The organism is Psychrobacter sp. PL19, from assembly GCF_017875835.1.
In the GTDB taxonomy this organism is placed as follows: Bacteria; Pseudomonadota; Gammaproteobacteria; order Pseudomonadales; family Moraxellaceae; genus Psychrobacter.
Window position 1 is genome coordinate 747,090 of sequence record NZ_JAGING010000001.1, and the last position, 17,676, is coordinate 764,765.

Below are 17,676 nucleotides of genomic sequence, written 5' to 3' on the forward strand. Positions count from 1 at the left end.
CTACCATGAGCGATATTTTTAGCGTAAAAAACATCCTCTCAGTCGATGGCAAGGATCATGCCTATTACAGTCTGCCTGAGCTAACAAAAACTTATAAAAACATTGATACCTTGCCATTTTGTATGAAGATCGTGCTTGAGAACTTACTACGAAAAGAAGATGGCGGCCAATCAGTCGGTAAAAACCATATTGAAGCAGTCGCTAACTGGGACGCTGGTGCTGAGCCCGCTCAAGAGATTGCTTTTATGCCCGCTCGTGTGGTGCTGCAAGATTTTACGGGTGTGCCCTCAGTCGTAGATTTGGCGGCCATGCGTGATGCAGTAGTCAAGCTCGGCGGTAAAGCGGAGCAAATTAACCCGTTTATCCCAAGTGAATTGGTCGTCGATCACTCGGTGCAAGTCGATGTCTATGGTCGCGAAGATGCCCTCGATTTAAACAAGAAAATTGAATTTGAACGTAATAACGAACGTTATGAATTTCTGCATTGGGGGAAACAAGCGTTTGAAAACTTTGTCGTGGTACCGCCCGCTACTGGTATCGTGCATCAAGTCAACTTAGAATATTTAGCGCGAGTGGTTATGACCGCTGAAGTGGATGGTGAACTCACTGCTTATCCGGATACGGTTTTTGGTACCGACAGTCACACAACGATGATTAATGGTATTGGCGTACTCGGTTGGGGCGTGGGTGGTATTGAAGCCGAAGCCGCGATGTTAGGACAACCTTCGTCGATGCTGATTCCCCAAGTCGTTGGTTTTGAGATGACCGGTAAGCTGACTGAAGGTGTTACCGCAACTGACTTGGTACTACGCGTGGTTGAGATGCTACGGGCTCACGGGGTGGTTGGCAAGTTCGTGGAATTCTACGGCGAAGGTCTGCACAACATGCCGCTTGCTGATCGAGCAACCATTGCCAACATGTCGCCAGAATACGGCGCGACCTGCGGTATTTTCCCTATTGACCAAATATCAATTGATTATTTACGTCTATCAGGACGTGATGAAGCACAAATTGAACTGGTGGAAAAATACGCTAGAGCACAAGGTTTATGGCATGATGAGTACACGCCAAACGCGACTTATTCGAGCAACTTACATCTTGACTTAGCCACCGTTGAACCATCGCTTGCCGGTCCAAAATTGCCGCATCAGCGCATTTCTCTATCAGGTATGTATGATAGCTTTGGCAAGACCTTGCATACGATGACTAAAGATCGTAAAGCAGAAATCAAGGGTAAAGACCGCTTTGCTCAAGAGGGTGGTGAGCAAAAGCAAGCGGATAAACTAGCGGCCAAACCTAATTCGGCACAGGATGCGCAGTTTGATGTCAGTGACGTCAGACATGATGCTAACACTGTTTTCTCTAACGTTAAGATAGAGGACAACGAGCATAAATTACGTGACGGTGCGGTAGTCATTGCAGCGATTACCTCCTGTACCAATACATCAAACCCTGCAGTAATGATTGGGGCAGGATTGGTCGCCAGAAACGCAGCGGCAAAAGGGCTGACGGCTAAACCGTGGGTAAAAACCTCCTTTGCGCCTGGTTCAAAAGTAGTCACCGATTATCTTGAAAAAACGGAGCTGATGAGTGAGCTAGAAAAAATTGGCTTCTATCTGGTCGGCTATGGTTGTACTACCTGTATTGGTAACTCAGGGCCTTTACTTGAGAGTATCGAAAAAGGTATTGAAGACAATGATTTGGTCGCCGCCGCTGTACTATCAGGTAATCGTAACTTCGAAGGTCGTATCCACTCGCACGTAAAAGCCAACTATTTGGCCTCGCCGCCACTAGTAGTTGCTTATGCGCTGGCAGGCACGGTAGATATTGATATGACTACTCATCCGCTTGGACAAGACCAAGAGGGCAATGATGTATTCTTAAAAGACATCTGGCCGACGTCACAAGAGATTGAAGAGCTGATTGCTAATAATATTAGCGCTGAAATGTTCCATAAAAACTACGGCGAAGTGTTCGACGGTAGCGATGAATGGAATTCTATCTCGTCTTCAGACAGCCAGCTATATCCATGGAGTGAGGAGTCAACTTATATCAAGAATCCACCGTTCTTTGATGATATGACCATGGAACCACAGGGTATTCCTGACATTGAGAATGCACGCATATTGGGTTTGTTCGGTGATTCTATTACTACCGATCATATCTCACCAGCGGGCAACATTGATGCCGATTCACCCGCTGGTAAGTATTTGAAAGGTCGTGGAGTGATGGAAGCCGACTTCAACAGCTATGGCTCGCGCCGTGGTAATGATGCGGTCATGACCCGTGGTACCTTTGCCAATATCCGTATCAAAAACTTGATGATGGATGGTAAAGAGGGCGGTTATACTTATTATCTCAAAGGCGATAAAGCGACCCTACAAGATGGCGAGCAGATGCCTATCTATTATGCCGCCATGAAGTATAAAGAAGAAGGCCGTACGCTGGTCGTTCTCGGTGGCGAAGAATATGGTTCTGGCTCTAGCCGTGATTGGGCTGCCAAAGGTACGATTTTGCTAGGGGTAAAAGCGGTACTGACCGGCTCGTTTGAGCGTATTCATCGCTCTAACCTCGTCGGTATGGGTGTCTTGCCATTGACCTTTAAAGATGGCGAGAGTGCGCAATCTCACAACCTTGATGGCTCAGAAGTACTAAGTATCACCGGGCTTAACAATGGTGAGAGTGAGACTGCTACCGTTAGTGCAACGCGCGTTGATGGCTCAACTGAGACCTTTGATGTCCACGTCGTGCTACAGACGCCAAAAGAGCGCGAATATGTTCGTCATGGTGGTGTATTGCACTATGTACTGCGTCAACTGGCCAGTGAGAACAAAGACTCTGCTTAAGTAATCCGTTATTTGAGCCCAATAAAAAACCCAACGCTGTGTTGGGTTTTTTATTGGGTGAGGAAGGATAACGCAAATAGTAGGTTACGCTCCATCATGATTCTCTTCGAGCGTTTTTAAAAACAACTGACTCTAGGTTTAATAGCTTAACAAAACCCAATGCACAATGAGTGCAAACCCCTCAAAGCCTGACTAAAAACACATAAAAACCCCACCTAAACTGCAGTTAAAGCGTTATCATCACGATATTTTAATGACTTAGCTAAAACAGTCCAAACATCAAAATCGAGTTAACAAATGACCAGACGCGATCTTATTATATTTATCACGCTGTCCTTCATGTGGTCGCTATCTTTTATATTTTATCGAGTAGGTGTCCCTGAGTTTGGCTCGTTAGCATTTGCTAGCCTGCGGGTGGTATTTGCAGGGCTAACCATGCTGGTTTTTGTGGTGTTATATCCGAAAAGTCGAGAAGGTATTCGTGAAAACTACAAAGTTTTGGCAGTGGTCGGCTTATTCTCCGCGGCCATTCCCTTTGTGTTATTTTCTTTTTCAGCGCAGTCAGTAAACGCGGGAGTATTGGCTGTTCTTAATGCCTCGGTGCCCATGATGAGTGGGTTTATCGCCAGTAAGTTTTTCAACGATAAACTCGCTAAGAGGCAAACGATAGGATTGGTTATCGGTGTGGTTGGCGTCGGTATTTTAATGAGTGAGCGCTTGTTTGATGAGCAAGGACAGGTTTTAGACTTAGGGTCAGGGTTGCTGCCAATGGGCTACGCCTTATTAGCCTGTGTGGGTTATGCAACAGGGGCCAACGTCACCAGAAACTATTTAGAAGACCTCTCGCCGCTTGCGATCACGGCAGGCTCGCTAATCATTGCCAGCTTGGTCATGCTACCCATTGCCGTCTATGAATTTCCGTATGGCAAGAGTATTAGTCTTAAGGCTTGGCTGTCTGTGATTTGCATTGGGATATTTTCAACGGCAATCGCCCTAATTTTTATGAACCGCCTTATCAAAAGTATTGGTCCCATGCGTGCGACCAGCATTACTTTAGTTATTCCTATTTTTGCGATATTCTTTGGTTATGTGTTACTTGGTGAAGCATTGGATATCGGTGCTATTATTGGCTCAGTCGTGATATTGTTCGGTACCTACTTGTCTTTAAATTTATCCTTAAAGAAGTTGGCCCACTCATAAAGCCCTTTTCATAAAACAGCGTGCTGAGCAAAAATCTGACGATGTTGATCCTGTTGTTAAGTCGTCATAGCCTTCTATAGTTAAAATATCTTAAAAACGCTACGGTACTGCTGGTAAAAGCTTTTTGCAGCCTCTGTCTGCGTAGGCACAGCAAGCAAGAAAAACTTATGCCAGCAGTACGTTATATATCGATATTACTTTTCATTGACTATAGAATGCCTTTGCTTTGCAATAAAATACGGACATAAAAAAAGCCCAATCACAATATATTGTGACTGGACTTTTTGATGGTACGCTTACTAGTCTGATCTTATGTAACTTCACAAAAGTGCTAATAAGTGGCGCCGAATAGTGGCGTCCCCAGGGGGGTTCGAACCCCCGTTACCGCCGTGAAAGGGCGGTGTCCTAGGCCTCTAGACGATGGGGACGCATAGAGTTGTCATAGATGCTAAGGTTAATAGCGCTATAACGGTAATCAACAACATCAGATTGCTTAAAAAATAAGCGGTGCCTAGGTGATGCTGTACTATTAGCAAGTCATTCACCATAAAGCCTGATAGTGCTGCACTTTATCGTAAATAGCGTGGTGGAGCTAAACGGAGTCGAACCGTTGACCCCTTGCATGCCATGCAAGTGCTCTACCAACTGAGCTATAGCCCCTCGCTAAGAGTGTGCGTATTTTAGGTAAGTGATGAGGAATTGTCAACTGCTATTTCAATAAAGTAGTAATAAATCTGTCAAAAAATGAGTTTGTAGTCAATTAATAAGGAATATTAACTATTTTTTTGAAGAAATTGACTAATATCGTTCATTGTTCTGGCGCCCCTCTCTAACCATTCAGGTCTCCATTCTGTCAGCCTCTCCCCTTTATTATGAATATAAATACCTCTTGATGGCTGGTCGATCCACTCAAGCTGCCTGACCAATGCGATTGGCCTTTCTGCATTTTGAGTGTTATCGGCGAATTCTAGTGCTTCTTGATAGGTCGCAAAGCAATGACAATTATCGCTTTCACCATCGTTATGGTCTATATTCTTAGCCTTATGTTCAGGATAACACCAAACACGATACTCCAGTACTTCATCAAAAAAATAACCGCCTCCTGCATAAACCATCGCAGGGTATTCTCCTACTTTATCGGGGTCTATAGCTATTGGATATGGCATAAATTACCTTTTGAAGTTTGAGTAGATTAAGTTAGTAATAGTGCGACTGGCCTTTCTTGTTAATTCGTGATGATTAATTCTGAATGTTTTATAGGAAACCCTTTTTACAAGAGTTTCCTTTATGATTTGAAAATTAAAGTAGTTTTTTCAAGAACAAAATTTTTAACGGTTATCATCATCACCAGCCAAAAAATCTGGTAATTCAGCCGCTTGCTTCTCTAGTTTTTTAAGCTTCTTTTTGCCCAAACCACCAAGCACGTCAACGGCATTGCGTAAACGCGTGAGCGTCATATCAGCGCCAATAATCGCCATAGAGTTCATGACTGGTGTTGATGAAGAGCTACCAGCAATGGCAATAAAGAATGGGGCGATAAAGTCGCGCATCTTGATATCAAGCGCAGCAGCCATACCTTTTATAGTGGCGTAGATATCTTCCTCGTTCCAAGTCGGTAACGCCTCAAGCTGCCAAATAGTAAGCTGCAGCATATCCATGATCTGTTCAGGAGTGAGCGACTTATGAGTAAAGCTTGCAGCGTTGATATCGGGTAGGTTTTGGAAATAAAAGGCCCCCCAATTGACTGCATCAGAGAGCAGTTCAATACGCGGCTGAATAGCGGCGGCCATAGCAGTGAGTTTATCGCTATTATTCGCCCAATCGAGAATCTTGTTTTTAAGTTCTGCTGGGGTTAGCGCTCGTAACCATTCAGCATTGAGCCAATTTAATTTTTCGATATCAAAGATAGGACCACCAAGCGACACCCGCTGAATATCAAAGCTGGCGATCATGTCTTCTAAAGTGAACTGTTCCGCTTCATCAGGCATGGAGTAACCCATACGCCCTAGATAGTTAAGTAGAGCCTCAGGCAATACGCCTGCATCACGATAGTAAGTGATGGAGGTTGGGTTTTTACGTTTAGATAATTTAGATTTATCAGGGTTACGTAGTAATGGCATGTGGCAAAGTACTGGCATTTCCCAACCGAAATACTCATACAGTAATTGGTGTTTAGGGGCGGAATTCAGCCATTCTTCACCGCGCAATACATGGCTGATATCCATCAAGTGGTCATCGACGACATTGGCCAGATGATAAGTTGGCAAGCCATCGGTTTTTAATAGCACTTGCATATCGACTTGCGACCATGGAATCTCAACCGTTCCACGTAGCATGTCCTCAACGCGGCAAACGCCTTCAGTGGGCACACGCATACGAATTACAAAAGGTTTGCCATCCGCGACCATTTTATCTGACTCTACCCGTGCTAAGTTAGCATAGCGGCCATCATAACGTGGGCTTTCACCATTGGCCATTTGCTCAGCGCGCATGATGTCAAGCTCCTCAGAGGTGCAGAAACAGCGAAACGCATGATCGCTATCTAATAGCTGCTGCGCGTGTTTTTTATAGATGTCAGCGCGTTCACTTTGACGATAGGGTGCATGTGGACCGCCGATGTCAGGACCTTCGGCCCAATCAAGCCCTACCCAGTGTAACGCGTCTAAAATCATCTGTTCAGACTGTTCGGTTGAGCGTACCTGATCGGTATCTTCAATGCGCAAGATAAATTCGCCGCCATGTGCTTTAGCAAAAGCTAGATTAAATAAAGCGATATAAGCGGTGCCCACATGAGGGAAGCCAGTAGGCGAGGGTGCGATTCGGGTACGGACAGGACGGGTGCTGTTCATGTTATTATCAGCAGAAACTGTAGTTTGGGTCATAATAGTCTCAAGTAATGGTTGTTAATTAAAAAGGGATAAGCAAAAAATATGAGGAAAAGAGGCCGTTATAGGGTCATATAGCGTAAAATATAGCGTTATTATAACAGGGATAGGCAATATTTTTGCTGAAAAGGCTAGATGGCGCTTGACTACAGATGTATCCTTGCGATAATAATGCTAGCTGAGTCCTAACTTGTTTATTTTTATCTGATTTTTTACTATTAATGGCCTCATTGGTCGTCATTTATTGAGTTGTTTGTGTCCCTATCGAAATCTAAGCCAAAGTCTAAACCTAATTCTAAAGCCCGTTCTTTATCTGCTACCGATTCTTCCGCTACGTCGGCAGCACTGTCGGCTATAGATGATCGGTCCGTTGCAACTGCACCAGATCCGGCAGTCTCTGATAAAACTGTTTCTGATAAAGTAGAGCTTGATCAACCAAGCTTTGCCCATGAAGCGGTGTTATTGCATGAAGCAGTCGCGGCAGTGCTGGGTGTCAAATCGTTGCCCATGCAGGAGAATGACTCAGATAGTGAAAATAGCTTGCAGGCTACTGGTGTCTACGTCGATGCTACCTTTGGGCGCGGCGGTCATAGTCGATTACTATTATCGCAACTGGCTGATGATGCGCAGCTGATTGTTATCGATAAAGACCCAACTGCCATCGCAGTCGCCCGTGAACTGGCGGCTGAAGACAGTCGCGTACAGGTCATTCATGACAGCTTTGCCAGTCTAACTGCTGGCTTAGCCGCGATGGGTATCGACCAGGTTGATGGCTTGATGGCAGATTTGGGGGTATCCTCGCCGCAAATCGATGACGGCAGTCGCGGTTTTAGCTTTATGCGTGATGGTGCGATAGACATGCGCATGGACACCACTCGCGGTCAGTCTGTTGCTGAATGGCTTGAGCAGGTCGATGACGAAACCTTAGCCAATGTATTATACGAGTTTGGTGAAGAGCGCCATAGTCGCCGAATTGCGCGCGCGATTAAAGAGATGAGCCGTTATACCTCTACATTAGAGCTGGCAGAAGTCATTAAAGTTGCGCATCCTAAATGGCAGAGAGGCAAGCATCCGGCCACTCAAAGCTTTCAAGCGATGCGTATTTTTATTAATAATGAGCTTGGTGATGTGGATAGCTTTTTACAACAAAGTATTCCTATTGTTAAAGCGGGTGGGCAGCTGGCGGTGATTAGCTTTCATTCGCTTGAGGATCGGCGCATCAAGCAATTTTTGCAACGCCATAGTAAAGGGCAGTATCCTGAAGATGAGCAATCACCGATGCCGCCCAATCGCCCGCGTTACTTTAGTAAACCCAAACGCATTGGACCTAGTAAAGCGGAAGTAGCCGGAAACCCGCGCTCGCGTAGTGCATGGTTGCGGACTGCAACTCGTACGGACACAGCATATCAGCCAGAATCTCACTGAAAACAGCGGCTAGTTGAAAAAATCACCTAGTTGAAAATGATAGATAGCTGAAAACGTCTGCTCCACCGTGAACAGTCAGTACGGTGCAAATATCAACAGTTATTAGCAGGCATTTTGCATACTGAATTGATGCTAATGTAGTAATAACTACGCAACTGTTAAAAAGCTGTAAATATTGTCTGCTAGGCTCAGCAGTTGCATTTTTGGTGCTTGCACTAATAGCAAGCCTTTGCGGCTGTCATGCACTATAGCTAAGCTGTTTTAAAGTAGGTACAGGATAGCTGGAAGAAATTTTCGAAGGCTCGAAAAGTGATGCAGTCACACAGCAAGCTAGAAAAATTTTTGCCAGTTATCCAAAACCATATGTGTATCCGTTTTATCTAGTTCTGACTATAGTGAGTGTTTTTTATTGATGGTACTGATAGTAAATAGGTCGTTTATAACTCGTTATCCTAAATCCTCTTTTATATTTAAGTTCATTTTTTGAGATCGTCATGGCAATATCTGACCAACCTACCAACCGTCGCAACACTGCATCTACTAATAATACTGATGTTGGAGAGCTATTCGCACAGCGCTTTGGCGTAGTGAGTATTTATGTGGTGGTACTACTGCTATTAGCGGCCGCTATTGTATGGAGTGGTATTAGAACTGCCGAAAGCGTTCAGCAATATCACCAGGATTATAAAACCTTGCAAGATATGAAAAAACAAGAACGCAAGCTGCAAGTCGAGCATCAGCGCTTATTGATTGAGCAGCAAACTTTCAGTGCTACCCCGCAGATTGCCAGTCGTGCCGTTGCTGAGCTGAGCATGTATTCGCCGACCCTTAAAGACAAGCTGATTATTCAGCCCAGCGCGCCTGTGACTCCTGTAGCAGTGGGCAAAACAACTGCTAATCCAAATCTCAATCAGAGCCAAAACGCTAATACGGTTTCTGATACAGATCCTGCCGGTCTCGCAGCAACGGAGGTAGGACAATGAGTGATAAAGATTCAAACTCTACCAATGCTAAAGGCTCAGAAAAAAGTACCAGTAAGAAACCGGCCAGCGGCAAGGTGATCAAGCCTTTACGCCGCGCTAGTGCTGCCAAATCTGCTCCGACCAATAGCAAGTCTTCTACTGCTAATAACTCAAAAGCGACTTCCTCAAACGACAAACCAAAAAATCGTTCCACTAAGCTGTTTGGTCGCCTAAAAAACAATGAAACCCAAGGGGCCTATACCAGTATTAAAAATCGCAAAAGCAAAAGAACCTTTTTGAGTAAAGCATCTGGTGCCTCATCGCGTGGCGGCTTTGAAAATGATAAGAACCGCTTTCGTACTGTATGGGTAGTTGCTTTAATTATACTGGGGCTACTGGTATCACGCGCCTATTACTTACAAGTAGCCAATGCTCAGTTTTATCAAGATAAGGGTAACGAGCTGATCACTAGCGTGCGCACGCAAAAATCCTACCGCGGTATGATTACCGATCGCAATAAGTTGCCATTGGCGGTCAGTGCGCCGTTAGCTACCGTGTCTTTTAGTCCGCATGATTATGCGCGCGAATATTACGAGCTTAAACGGGTCAAGCTTACCAATCCTGACAGTCCGCAGCTACAAGCGCGTATGCAAAAGCGTCTTGATAATATGGATTTAACCACGCTTGCGGCAGCTGCCAATATAGCGGTAACTGAATTACAGAAAGCCACTGCTATCGATGACAGCATCGACGTTACCGACGAAGCGGCGGTAAAAGCGGCATTGCCATCAGGTGCAGGCTCGCATTATTTACCACTATTGAATAAGGTGACCCCTGAGATCGCTCAAAGTGTCAGCTCGCTAGACTTCCCAGGTGTGAATGAGAAAAATTTCTTTCAGCGCTACTATCCACAGCCGCAGCCTAACTCGCAACTTTTAGGCTTCATGGGGCAAAGTGCTAATGATCCTGAAGGTGGCTACGAGGGGCGTGCTGGTATTGAGCGCCAATATGAAACGATGCTGGCAGGTGACGACGGCAAAGTCTTAGTCCTAAAAGATGCGAAGCAAAATAGCCTAAAAGAGATCAAACAGATTGAGCCAGAAGTAGCAGGTCAAAATGTGGCGCTGACTATTGATTCGCGCTTACAGTATTTACTGTATAAAGAGTTAGAAAAAGTGGGTCGCTTGCAACAAGCACGTTGGTCAACGGGTATGGTGGTTGATGTACAGACTGGTGAAGTATTGGCACTGTCTACTTGGCCATCTTTTAACTCTAACAATCTCAATGAAATGACAGGTGAAAACCAGCGTAATCGTGCGTTACTTGATGTTTTTGAGCCTGGGTCAGTGATGAAGCCCTTTACCGTTGCCGCCGCCCTAGATTCAGGTAAATATACCTCAAATTCTTTGATTGATACCAACCCTGGCTCTATTCGAGTCAGAGGCTATACCATTCGTGACCATGATAATTTGGGGACGATTAATCTGGCGACCCTGTTACAGAAATCAAGTAACGTCGCCTCTACTAAGATTGCTTTATCCTTACCGCCTGCTGCGATTACCAATATGCAAAAGCAATTTGGCTTTGGCTCAAAGACACCACTACAGTTCCCTGGTGAGGGCAGTGGCCTAGTCGTCACGCCTAAAGAGAAAGAGACTGCTCGTCGGGCTACCGTCAGCTATGGTTATGGTTTACAAGTGACGCTAGCACAGGTAGCACAGGCCTATGCGGCACTAGCGTCAGGTGGCGTCATGCATCCTTTAAGCTTGATCAAAAATAACAAAGTGCCACCAAGTAAACGAATTATGGCGCGAGAACAAGCGATGTCGATTGTAAAAATGATGGAAGGGGTGACTGAAGACGGTGGTACGGCTAAAGCGGCAGCTATTGATGGCTACCGAGTAGCTGGTAAAACAGGGACGTCACGCCGAATTGATCCTGATGGGGGCTATCATACCGATCAGTATCGTAACGTCTTTGCCGGAATGGTACCAGCCTCTAATCCAAAGCTGGTTGGTGTGATCTTAATTGAAGATCCACGTGGGCAGATTTATGCGGGGCTTACCGCAGCGCCAGTATTCCATAATGTTATGAAAGAGGCACTACGCTTGTACAATGTACCTTTAGATAAGCCACTACAGACGGAGTAGTTTAGAATAGCAGCAGCGCTGTTGATACCTTAAAACCACTGAAATTTTTCTGGTGGCTGATATCTTCATAATATCATTTTCATTTATTCTTTTTAATTGTTTAGGATTTGCTCATGCCCTTATCATCGCCACGTGCTGTTACTTTACAGCAGCTTATTGAGGACTATGCCAGCAGCGCTAAGCTACAGCAGCGATTGGCAGCGATGATATATGAAGTAGGCGATGCAGTAGACAATACCAGTTCAGTCGCCAAAATTCCCTTTCAAAAATTTCACCTAGACAGCCGCCAAGTGGCTGTCAATGATGTGTTTATTTTATTAAAAAGTCAGACCCCAAACTGTCAAAAAAGCCGTGATTACCTGTCACAGGCTGCTCAGAATGCTGCGTTTATCTTATCAGAGGTCGATCCAGTCGCTTTGTTTACGCCGGCTAATGCGCCACCAAATGCCAATATTCAGCTCGAAAATACACAGCCTGCAATCAACAAGCAGTCTTCAGCGCAGCAGCAACCCGCAGCGCTGCCTTGTCCGGTATTATATGTGCCCAATATCCGGGACTTTTTAGGAGACCTGATCCAAGCCTATATGCAATATCAACAACCCACTACTTTGCCAACTGTGATAGCAGTTACTGGTACTAACGGCAAAACGACTATCAGTCAGCTGGTCGCGCAATTGGCCCAATTAGCGGGAATGAGTAGCGCAGTCATGGGAACAGCAGGTAATGGTAAGCTAGGCGCGTTAATACAAGCCAGTCATACCACTGGCGATGCTTTGGCTGTTCAGCAGTTTTTATACCAAATGGGTGAACAGGGTGCAGATTTATTAGCGCTTGAAGCCAGCTCGCATGGACTGGATCAGCAACGCTTGCAAGGGATGCCCGTAACCGTCGCTATTTACACCAATCTAAGCCGGGATCACCTAGATTATCATGCTGATATGGCCGAATATGTCGCCGCCAAAGCCAAGCTGTTTGATCGAGCGCATTTCCCAAGCTTAACCCACGCTGTTATCAACAGTGACGATGAGTATGCTCGGACAATGCTGGATACCGCGCATGCCAGCAACTTAATCGTATGGACTTATAGTTTACAGGCGTCACAAACAGCGACCTTCGTGGCCTCCAGTATCATACCGAGTCTACAAGGTGTTGAGATTGCCTTGCATAGCGATTTTGGTACTATTAATATTGTGAGCCCACTCCTTGGTCGCTTCAATGTCGCAAATCTGCTGGCAGCGATCGCAACTGCGGTGGCGCTTGGCATAAGTCTTGAACGTATTGCCGCAGTAGTGCCACAGCTACAGGGTGCCGTTGGGCGTATGCAACGAGTACCCTCAGCAGAAGGCTGCTTTATTGTAGATTATGCTCATACGCCCGATGCCTTGGTTCAAGTGCTTGATAGTCTCAAAACCCACTGCCGTGGTAAATTGTGGGCAGTCTTTGGTTGTGGCGGTGATCGCGACGCGGGTAAACGTCCATTAATGGCACAGGCCGGATTATCAGGCGCGGATCAAGTCATATTAACCGCCGATAACCCGCGCACAGAAGATCCCAATATGATCTTGCAAGATATGCAACTAGGTATGAGCACAGAGCAATACCAGCGCACTCATATTGAGCCTTCGCGTCAGCAGGCCATTGAATATGCGGTCGCTCACGCTAGCCCTGATGATATTGTGGTTATCGCTGGCAAAGGGCATGAAACTTATCAAGAGATTCAAGGTGTCCGTCATGATTTTGATGACAGTGTTATCTTTCTACAGGCGCTACAACAAGCCGGACGCCGCTAACGAATTTACTTTTCTAAACGCCTATATATAGTCAATGAAAAGTAATATCGATACATAACCTACTGCTGGCATAAATTTTTCTGGCTTGCTGTGCCTACGCAGACAGAGGCTACAAAAAGCTTATACCAGCAGTACCGTCGCGTTTTTTAAGGTGTTTTAACTATAGTTGACTGAAAAACTAGCATTTATATCAATACAAAACTATAAAATAAAGTAGCCACCATATAAGGTAGCCATCATACAAGGTAATTACTATGACAGCTGACAACGATAACATCATTCAGTCGCAGGGGCTGTACGTTTGGCAAGCTGATAATTTGCTGGCGGCAACCATCAGACTTGATGGCCATTGGCAGCTACCTGAGCATGAGCAACAGACAGAAGGTCCGGATGCAACTACCGCGCAGGCAGATGCGTATAGTGGCGTTAGCAGCATTCGCATTGCCACCGATACTCGTACGATTAAAACTGGCGACATATTTTTAGCACTGAGCGGTGATAACTTCGATGGACACCATTATATTGATGCCGCTGTGGCGCAAGGGGCAGTTGCTGCTATCGTATCGCGTCCAACTGCAGCCAATATTCCGCAGTTGATCGTTAGTGACACCCGCTTGGCGTTAGGGCAGCTGGCTGCTTATCGCCGCCAGCAGCATCAAGACTTGACTGTGATTGCTATCACTGGTTCTAGTGGCAAAACCACTTGTAAAGAGATGCTCGGCAGTATCTTTGGTCGTCTAGCACCCACTCTCATCACTCGTGGCAACCTAAACAATGATTTAGGCGTGCCGATGATGCTCCTTGAGCTGTCCGATCATCATCGTTATGCCATATTAGAGTTGGGTGCCAACCATATCGGTGAGATTGCCTATACCACCGACATTGTCCGTCCTGATGTCGCCTGTATTTTAAACATCGGTACGGCGCATTTAGGCGAATTCGGTAGCCGCGAGGGTATTTGTCAGACTAAGGCGGAAATTTACCACACTTTAAATGATGGCCAATTTGCGATTGTTCCTGATGACGACGACTTTACCAATCAGTTGCGCCGGATTGCTGAGACCCATACATCACATGTAATTGGTTTTGGTAATACCGATGTCAGTGCTAGCCATCTTGATGTTGAGCCTGAGCGCAGTGAATTTAAGCTACATATTGGCTCTCAAGTCCATAATATTAATTTACCGCTGGCGGGTGAGCACAATGTAAATAATGCTCTTGCCGCTGCTGCTTGTGCTTACGCACTAGATATCAATATTGAAGATATTGTCATCGGTCTTGAAAATGCACGTCCGGCAAAAGGCCGTTTAAACAGCCAGATGTTAGGGTTGCATCGTCTGATTGATGACGCTTATAATGCCAATCCGCATGCAGTGAGAGCAGCCACGAAAGTATTGGCGGCGCAAACGGGCGTGCAAGTGATGGTATTAGGCGACATCGCTGAGTTGGGCGATGCCGCTGTGAGCGAACATCAAAGTTTAGGTCGCACTATTGCTGCCAGCGGTATCGATGTACTGCTTTGTGTTGGCGAGTATGCTACCTATAGCGTTACTGGCGCGCAAGAGATTGGCGGCATTACTGCCCAGGCTTTTGATGATAAAGCCAGTTTGTTACAGTATTTACAGCCGTATTTACAGGCGCAGCAAGCACAGCCTTGTACCGTGTTGTTCAAAGGCTCTCGTTCCATGGAAATGGAAACACTTATTGATGCGTTAGTAAAGGAGTAGGCGGTGTTAGTTTGGTTGTTTGAATGGTTGGGTCAGTACTATACCCCATTTTCTGCGGTTTCTTCGTTGACGCTGCGGGCGTTATTGGCGGTCGTTACCGCGCTTGGTTTCTGTATGTTTTTAGGTGGACGGGTCATTAGGCATCTGCGTGCACTCAAGTACGGTCAAGCGATTCGTAATGATGGGCCACAATCGCATTTAGTCAAAACTGGCACGCCTACCATGGGTGGGGTGTTAATTTTAAGTGCTATCGGCGTGTCGACCTTACTGTGGGCGCGACTGAATAACCCCTACGTTTGGATCTTGCTTATTGTGATGATTATCTTTGGTGCGGTAGGCTGGGCAGATGATTGGCTAAAAATTAAGTACAAAGACCCCAAAGGATTGAGTGCTCGAAAAAAATATTTCTGGCTGTCAATGGGCGCGTTATTCGTGGGAATTTCCCTTTATTATATTGCCACGTTGCAGCCTAACATAGTGACCACACGCGAGATGCAGGATTTATTGTTACCCATCTTTAAAGACTGGGCCATCCCATTCTCAGCGGTACCCTATGGTATTGGTTTTATTATCTTTACTTATTTTGTGATTAATGGCGCCTCAAATTCGGTTAACTTGACTGATGGCTTAGATGGTCTCGCTATTTTACCTGTGGTCTTGGTTGCAGCAGGTTTGGGTGCGATGGCCTATGTATCAGGTGATGTTAGATTCTCTGAGTATTTGCATGTGCCTTATATCGCTTATAATTCTGAAGTGATTATTGTTTGTGGCGCTATGATTGGTGCGGGTCTTGGTTTCTTGTGGTTCAATGCTCATCCTGCACAAGTATTTATGGGTGATGTTGGAGCGCTAGCGCTGGGTGCGATGCTCGGTACCATTGCGGTAATGACCCGGCAAGAGATTGCTTTTGCGATTATGGGCGGGCTGTTTGTCGCAGAAGCGGTATCGGTCATGCTACAAGTCGGCTCGTATAAGCTGCGCAAAAAACGCGTCTTTCGTATGGCACCGCTACATCATCACTTTGAAGAGATTGGTTGGAAAGAAACCCAAGTGGTCGTACGGTTTTGGATTATTGCCATCATACTAGTGATAATGGGACTGATGACGTTAAAGCTGCGTTAAGACCAAACTATATTCAACGTATAGTCAATGCAAAATAAAAGTGATACGTAGATAAATACGTGCAGCTGGTAAAAATTTTCTAGCGTGCTGTGCGCTTCGCCAGACAGAGGCTGCAAAAATTTCTACCAGCCACACTGACTCTGTTTTAAAGTGAACCGACTATATTTATGTTTATTATTAGAAAAGCCATCTGGGTCATTACTGAGGTGGCTTTTTTAGTGCCTCTTTTATCGTTTGTTTTATTACTTGCTGAGCGTAAATTTTGCTAAAATGTTATCCATATTTGTATGACTTTGAGATGCTTGTGTCCTTATTTATTTGTCCTATTTGTCAGTCGCCACTACAGCCAGCAGCGGATACTTGGCGCTGTGATGGCAGCTTGCACCCCAAACAAACCTGCCATCCGTTTGATGTGGCGCGGCAAGGCTACGTTAATCTGCTGCCTGTACAACAAAAGAAATCTAAAAACCCCGGCGACAGTCAAGACTCTATCGAAGCGCGGCAGCGTTTTTTGGCGGCGGGATATTATCAACCATTACAAAATCTGGTTTGTCAGCAAATGGCACAACTATTGGCGCAAGGTAAAACAGCAACTAATAATGACGAACATGGTAAAAACGATACACCCGAAACATGCTGGCTAGATATTGGTTGCGGAGAAGGGTATTACACCCAAGCAATGGCGCAAATTGGCTCAGAAGTAAGCGTGGGTATTGATGAATTAATAGCGGCTGATATTAGTAAGTCGGCGCTGATCGAGCTGGCTAGAGCCAGTAAGGTGACAAATCGTCTGTGGTATCAAAGAGAAAATGAACAAGCAATAGGACTGTCTAAAACGGCTGCCATTTACCCATTAGTGACCAGTGCGGCGCATTTACCCTTACGCGCGCATAGCATGACCGGCATTAGTAGTATTTTTAGCCCAATTTTGCCCGAAGCATTTGCTGAGGTCTTACAAGAGGGTGGCTATTTAGTGATTGCTAAGCCGGACATGGGTCATTTAGCGACCTTGCGTGAGGTACTATTTGATAGCGTGCGTGAACATGATTCTGAGAAATTTTTACCCACATTAGCACCGTATTTTATACTTGTAGATACCCATCACATTAGCTCCAAGTTGAGCTTATCAGCAGAGGCATTAGCTGATTTATTAACCATGACGCCCTATGCTTATCGCGCTCGTGCGGAAAATCGACAAGCACTATTGGCAAGTGCTGAGGCTCAGCCATTTGAGACCGAGGCACGATTTGTGGTGTATGTTTTGCAAAAAACAGCTGATAAATAAATCAGGCTAGTCTTTTTAATTGCCTATATATAAACGCTATAGTATTGGCTCCATGGTGGTAATAATATGGTTCCAAATTCTATAGGGTAGCACCCAACTTTCTATAGTCAATGAAAAGTAATATCGATACATAACCTACTGCTGGCATACGTTTTTCTTGCTTGCTGTGCCTACGCAGACACAGGCTGCAAAAAGCTTATACCAGCAGTACCCTAGCGTTTTAAGGTATTTTAACTATACCTGCTCGCGCTGTACTTCATTGGAGTCAGTAATATATTGATATT

Annotated in this window: 11 protein-coding genes and 2 tRNA genes; 9 read left to right on the plus strand and 4 right to left on the minus strand. The window is 45.3% G+C overall.

Features of this window, described 5'->3' with window-relative positions; translation table 11 throughout:
- Nucleotides 1–5 precede the first annotated feature (5 nt).
- Nucleotides 6–2,846, plus strand: a complete 2,841-nt coding sequence (gene acnA, locus H4W00_RS03000; RefSeq protein WP_209956172.1) for an aconitate hydratase AcnA — start codon at nt 6–8, stop codon at nt 2,844–2,846.
- Between the two features lie 297 nt (nt 2,847–3,143).
- The gene (locus tag H4W00_RS03005; RefSeq protein WP_209956173.1) at nt 3,144–4,046 is read left to right on the plus strand and encodes a DMT family transporter; all 903 of its coding nucleotides are present in this window, start codon (nt 3,144–3,146) and stop codon (nt 4,044–4,046) included.
- Nucleotides 4,047–4,398: 352 nt separating this feature from the next.
- On the opposite strand, the gene H4W00_RS03010 is transcribed toward H4W00_RS03005, so the two are convergent.
- From H4W00_RS03010 to gltX, 4 genes are all read right to left on the minus strand, one after another.
- Nucleotides 4,399–4,474: transfer RNA gene (locus H4W00_RS03010), tRNA-Glu, on the minus strand.
- 156 nt (nt 4,475–4,630) lie between these two features.
- Nucleotides 4,631–4,706: transfer RNA gene (locus H4W00_RS03015), tRNA-Ala, on the minus strand.
- Nucleotides 4,707–4,819: 113 nt separating this feature from the next.
- Nucleotides 4,820–5,212: a hypothetical protein gene (locus tag H4W00_RS03020; protein WP_209956174.1), complete on the minus strand. Its 393-nt coding sequence runs from the start codon at nt 5,210–5,212 to the stop codon at nt 4,820–4,822.
- 162 nt (nt 5,213–5,374) lie between these two features.
- Complete coding sequence (gltX, locus tag H4W00_RS03025; protein WP_442966426.1) at nt 5,375–6,928, minus strand: glutamate--tRNA ligase; 1,554 nt, start codon at nt 6,926–6,928, stop codon at nt 5,375–5,377.
- A gap of 258 nt (nt 6,929–7,186) precedes the next feature.
- Between gltX and rsmH the strand changes: the two genes are divergently transcribed.
- The 7 genes from rsmH (at nt 7,187) to H4W00_RS03060 (ending at nt 17,392) form a co-directional block, all read left to right on the plus strand.
- Complete coding sequence (gene rsmH, locus H4W00_RS03030; RefSeq protein WP_334684855.1) at nt 7,187–8,356, plus strand: 16S rRNA (cytosine(1402)-N(4))-methyltransferase RsmH; 1,170 nt, start codon at nt 7,187–7,189, stop codon at nt 8,354–8,356.
- A 494-nt stretch (nt 8,357–8,850) separates the two neighbouring features.
- Complete coding sequence (ftsL, locus tag H4W00_RS03035; protein ID WP_209956175.1) at nt 8,851–9,339, plus strand: cell division protein FtsL; 489 nt, start codon at nt 8,851–8,853, stop codon at nt 9,337–9,339.
- A complete protein-coding gene (locus tag H4W00_RS03040; RefSeq protein WP_209956176.1) occupies nt 9,336–11,468 on the plus strand; it encodes a peptidoglycan D,D-transpeptidase FtsI family protein in 2,133 nt (710 codons plus the stop codon). Before ftsL ends, H4W00_RS03040 begins: the two co-directional genes overlap by 4 nt.
- Nucleotides 11,469–11,671: 203 nt before the next feature.
- Nucleotides 11,672–13,258: a UDP-N-acetylmuramoyl-L-alanyl-D-glutamate--2,6-diaminopimelate ligase gene (locus tag H4W00_RS03045; RefSeq protein WP_442966456.1), complete on the plus strand. Its 1,587-nt coding sequence runs from the start codon at nt 11,672–11,674 to the stop codon at nt 13,256–13,258.
- 254 nt (nt 13,259–13,512) lie between these two features.
- Nucleotides 13,513–14,985 carry a UDP-N-acetylmuramoyl-tripeptide--D-alanyl-D-alanine ligase gene (locus tag H4W00_RS03050; protein ID WP_209956178.1) on the plus strand — a complete coding sequence of 491 codons (1,473 nt, stop codon included), beginning with the start codon at nt 13,513–13,515 and terminating at the stop codon, nt 14,983–14,985.
- A 3-nt stretch (nt 14,986–14,988) separates the two neighbouring features.
- Nucleotides 14,989–16,107, plus strand: coding sequence for a phospho-N-acetylmuramoyl-pentapeptide-transferase (gene mraY / locus H4W00_RS03055; RefSeq protein WP_209956179.1), 1,119 nt, complete (start codon nt 14,989–14,991; stop codon nt 16,105–16,107).
- Nucleotides 16,108–16,405: 298 nt separating this feature from the next.
- Nucleotides 16,406–17,392 (plus strand): putative RNA methyltransferase, encoded by a 987-nt coding sequence (locus H4W00_RS03060; RefSeq protein WP_209956180.1) that lies wholly within the window; start codon nt 16,406–16,408, stop codon nt 17,390–17,392.
- The last annotated feature ends 284 nt before the right edge of the window (nt 17,393–17,676 follow it).

What these genes read in the sequence shown, in the direction of transcription:
- H4W00_RS03040 (WP_209956176.1), top strand. Translation starts at nt 9,336, where the DNA reads ATGAGTGATAAAGATTCAAACTCTACCAATGCTAAAGGCTCAGAAAAA.
- H4W00_RS03020 (WP_209956174.1), bottom strand. Translation starts at nt 5,212, where the DNA reads ATGCCATATCCAATAGCTATAGACCCCGATAAAGTAGGAGAATACCCT.
- H4W00_RS03050 (WP_209956178.1), top strand. Translation starts at nt 13,513, where the DNA reads ATGACAGCTGACAACGATAACATCATTCAGTCGCAGGGGCTGTACGTT.
- ftsL (WP_209956175.1), top strand. Translation starts at nt 8,851, where the DNA reads ATGGCAATATCTGACCAACCTACCAACCGTCGCAACACTGCATCTACT.
- gltX (WP_442966426.1), bottom strand. Translation starts at nt 6,928, where the DNA reads ATGACCCAAACTACAGTTTCTGCTGATAATAACATGAACAGCACCCGT.
- H4W00_RS03060 (WP_209956180.1), top strand. Translation starts at nt 16,406, where the DNA reads ATGCTTGTGTCCTTATTTATTTGTCCTATTTGTCAGTCGCCACTACAG.
- acnA (WP_209956172.1), top strand. Translation starts at nt 6, where the DNA reads ATGAGCGATATTTTTAGCGTAAAAAACATCCTCTCAGTCGATGGCAAG.
- H4W00_RS03045 (WP_442966456.1), top strand. Translation starts at nt 11,672, where the DNA reads ATGATATATGAAGTAGGCGATGCAGTAGACAATACCAGTTCAGTCGCC.
- H4W00_RS03005 (WP_209956173.1), top strand. Translation starts at nt 3,144, where the DNA reads ATGACCAGACGCGATCTTATTATATTTATCACGCTGTCCTTCATGTGG.